We start from the raw sequence: 3,143 nt of genomic DNA on the forward strand, positions 1-3,143 counted from the left end.
TCCTGTTCGGTTCCACGATCGCGGTGGCCGGCTTCCTCACCCCGCAGGGCGCGGCATCCTTCGGGTGGTTCGCCTATCAGCCGTTGGCAGGGGCATCGTTCTCGCCGGGTGCGGGTGGAAACCTCTGTCCGCCGACCAGGTTCCCCGCCGTCATCCCGAGTCCCATCAACACGAGGACGATCGGCACCACCCATTCCGGTGAACCGGAGACCTCCGTCACCAGCGGGGCGATGTAGCTGTAGACGGCGAAGAATCCGCCGAAGCCGATGGCTCCGACACCGAGCGTGAACCACACCTGCGGGATGCGGAACACCCGCAGCTCCTGGCGCATCGTGCGGCCGGGGTCTCCGGGATGCTCCGGGACGAAGACGGCTATGCACAGCGTCGAGAGAGCGAACACGAGCGCCACGACCGCGAAGGCGGAGCGCCAGCCCCACTGCTGTCCGAGGAACGTCCCCAACGGCACGCCGATGACGTTGGCGACCGTGAGCCCGGTGAGGATGAAGGCCACGCCCTTGGCACGGTTGCCCGGTCCCATCACGTCGGCGGCGACGAGCGCTCCGATGCCGAAGTAGGCGCCGTGCGGAAGCCCCGCGAGGAAGCGGGACGCGGCGACGAGCTCGAACGTGGGCAGCACCACCGTGAGCGCGTTGAACACCGTCAGGGCGAGGGCCAGCACGATCATCACACGATGCCGCGGATAGCGGGCGACGAAGCCGGCGATGGTCGGCGCACCGACCACCACGCCGAGCGCGTACAGCGAGATCAGCCAGCCGGCCTGGCTCAGGGCGTCTTCCCGACTGGTCGCCCAGAGCGAAGGCAGCAGGTCGGCGGCGATGTTGGGCAGCAGACCCATGACCACGAATTCGGTCATGCCGATGCCGAAGCTGCCGATGGCGAGAGAGAGGAGCGCCCACTTCGCCGCACCCCTCGATTGCGTCGAGGGATTCACCGGATCAGCTTAGCGGCCGTCGCGGGTGCGCGACCGCCCGGCCCGTCCGCTCTCGCGTCATGAAAACGTCGACGTCGTCCTGCGAGTCGACGACGAACCCGTGACGCTCGTAGAGGCTGCGCGCCGGACTGCCCTGGAGCACGTTGAGCCGGTACAGCCCGTCGTCATCGAGGATCATCGCCAGGACCCGGCTGCCGACGCCCCTCCCCTGGTGCGAGGCGCCGATGTAGAGGTGCTCCAGCCAGAAGGCGTCTCCGTCGGGGCGGAGGGCGACAGAACCGACGTCCGCGGCGTCCACGACGATGATCCGCGTGTACGCCGGCTCGAACGCGTCGCGGAACCGCTGCCGGACGCACGTCTGGTCGTAGCGCCCCAGCCGCTCCAGGTCGGCGCGGAGCACATCGGCCCGCAGCTCGGCGATCCACTCCGCATCCTCGGCGAGCGCCGGTCGGAGAACGACCGACGAGAGCGAAACGGGATCAGTCACCGGACTCCTCGACGGCTGCCTCCTCGATCGCGCTCTCCAGACGTTCGATCTTCGCGTCGAGCTCTCCGGAGTACCCCGGGCGGATGTCGGCCTTGAGCACGAGCGAGACCCGCGACCCGAACGGCATGACCGCTTCGGTCGCGCGCTTCACGACGTCCATGACCGTGTCCCAATCCGGGCCCTCGATCTCGGTGAACATGCTCGTGGTGCGGTGCGGCAGCCCCGATTCGCGCACGACGCGCACGGCAGCGGCCACCGCGTCGTGCACGGAGGCGTCGGTGCGCTCTGCACCATCGGCGGGGGTGCCGCTGGGGGCGACGGAGAAGGCGATCAGCATGGGTTCACTCCTGGGTGCGGGGATGACGGACGGGCACCCGCACGAGAGCGCGGATGCCCAGGACGAGCAGGACGACGAGAAGCACGTTGCGCACGGTGAGCACGGCGGCGGAGAGGGCATCCGCCCGCAGCAGCGCGTCGTAGCCGAGCGGATAGACGAGGCAGGTGAGCAGACAGAGCGCGAGGACGACGACGGCCGGTGTGCGCGCCCTCACCCGATCGAGCACGAGCCACAGGATGACCGGGGCGATCAGCCAGGTCTGGAACTGCGGTGAGCCGACCTTGTTGGTGACGATCAGCAGCGTCACCAGCGTGAGAGCGAGCGGAGGGAACAGCCGCGGGAACGTCGCCCCGCGCACCGCCTTGAGCGCGCCCACCGCGGTGACCGCCAGCACGGAGACAGCCATGAGCGGTGTGAGCGCGGCGGCGACGGCATCGACACCGGGCGCGGTGATCTGGAAGGTCAGGATCTCGAAGCTGTACTCGATACGGGCCGCCCCGGCGACCGCGAGCCACAGGAAGGGCGTGGCGGCCACGGCTTCGATCTGCAGCCCTCGTCCGGTCTGCTCCGTCAGGAACCCGAGGATCTCGGTCTCCGCTCCGAGCAGCAGCAGCGTCGCGACGATGCCGGCGGTGACCACCGCTGCGGCGAACAGCACCCGCATCCGTGCCCGGAGCGCGACGACGGCGGCGAGGACGAGCGCACCGGGCCAGATCTTGATCCAGGCGCCGACCGTGAGAAGCGCGGCGCCGACCGCCGGCCGCGACACCAACCAGAGTCCACCGATCACGGCGATCGGAACGGTGATCGCATCGATCCGATAGAGCGCGATCGGCCCGAGCAGAAGCACGGCCGCACACCAGAACCAGGCGGCGATGCGTCGAGCGCGCGCGGGAGAGCGCCCGATGAGCACACCGAAGGCGATCGCGTCGAGGATGACGACCAGGGCCGCCCACCCCACCAGGTACGCGCTGGACACGCCGAGCAGAGGCACGAGCGGCGCGGAGAGAGCGGCGGCGATGAGCATCGGCACGAGGGCGAGCTGGGGGTAGACCCAGGTCTCGTCGATGCCGACGATTCCTCCTCCGCTGAGCGCCGAGGTCGCCCAGGGCTCGTACACGAGCACGACATCGCCCATCGGCTGGCTGGGATACATCCAGCCGAGCCAGGCCGTGAGCAGGTGCACGAGGAGGAAGACGCACCACAGCGCGACCACTCTGCTCGTCGACGTGCGATTCACGCGAGGACGTCCGCGATCGCGTGCGGCAGTGCTGCCGCGACATCCATCGCGACGATCGGATGCCCCGCCGCACCGGCGCGCGTCCCGGCGGCGATCCGCCCGGCATGACCGTGCACCCACGCTCCCG

At 69.7% G+C, this 3,143-nt stretch carries 3 protein-coding genes and 1 pseudogene; all 4 read right to left on the reverse strand.

Features of this window, described 5'->3' with window-relative positions; translation table 11 throughout:
* Positions 1–127: 127 nt before the first annotated feature.
* Positions 128–952, reverse strand: a pseudogene (locus tag KZA10_RS10595) (MFS transporter); the annotation flags it as partial.
* A gap of 4 nt (positions 953–956) precedes the next feature.
* Positions 957–1,439 (reverse strand): GNAT family N-acetyltransferase, encoded by a 483-nt coding sequence (locus tag KZA10_RS10600; RefSeq protein WP_218682853.1) that lies wholly within the window; start codon positions 1,437–1,439, stop codon positions 957–959.
* Positions 1,432–1,776, reverse strand: coding sequence for a thiamine-binding protein (locus tag KZA10_RS10605; RefSeq protein ID WP_055869064.1), 345 nt, complete (start codon positions 1,774–1,776; stop codon positions 1,432–1,434). The genes KZA10_RS10600 and KZA10_RS10605 overlap by 8 nt, the downstream gene beginning before the upstream one ends.
* A 4-nt stretch (positions 1,777–1,780) precedes the next feature.
* Positions 1,781–3,016, reverse strand: coding sequence for a hypothetical protein (locus KZA10_RS10610; protein ID WP_308289642.1), 1,236 nt, complete (start codon positions 3,014–3,016; stop codon positions 1,781–1,783).
* Between the last annotated feature and the right edge of the window lie 127 nt (positions 3,017–3,143).

Origin of the sequence: Microbacterium sp. BF1 (assembly GCF_019279095.1) — a bacterium.
In the GTDB taxonomy this organism is placed as follows: Bacteria; Actinomycetota; Actinomycetes; order Actinomycetales; family Microbacteriaceae; genus Microbacterium; species Microbacterium maritypicum.

Coding starts and splice junctions, on each gene's coding strand:
- KZA10_RS10605 (WP_055869064.1), bottom strand. CDS start 1,776: ATGCTGATCGCCTTCTCCGTCGCCCCCAGCGGCACCCCCGCCGATGGT.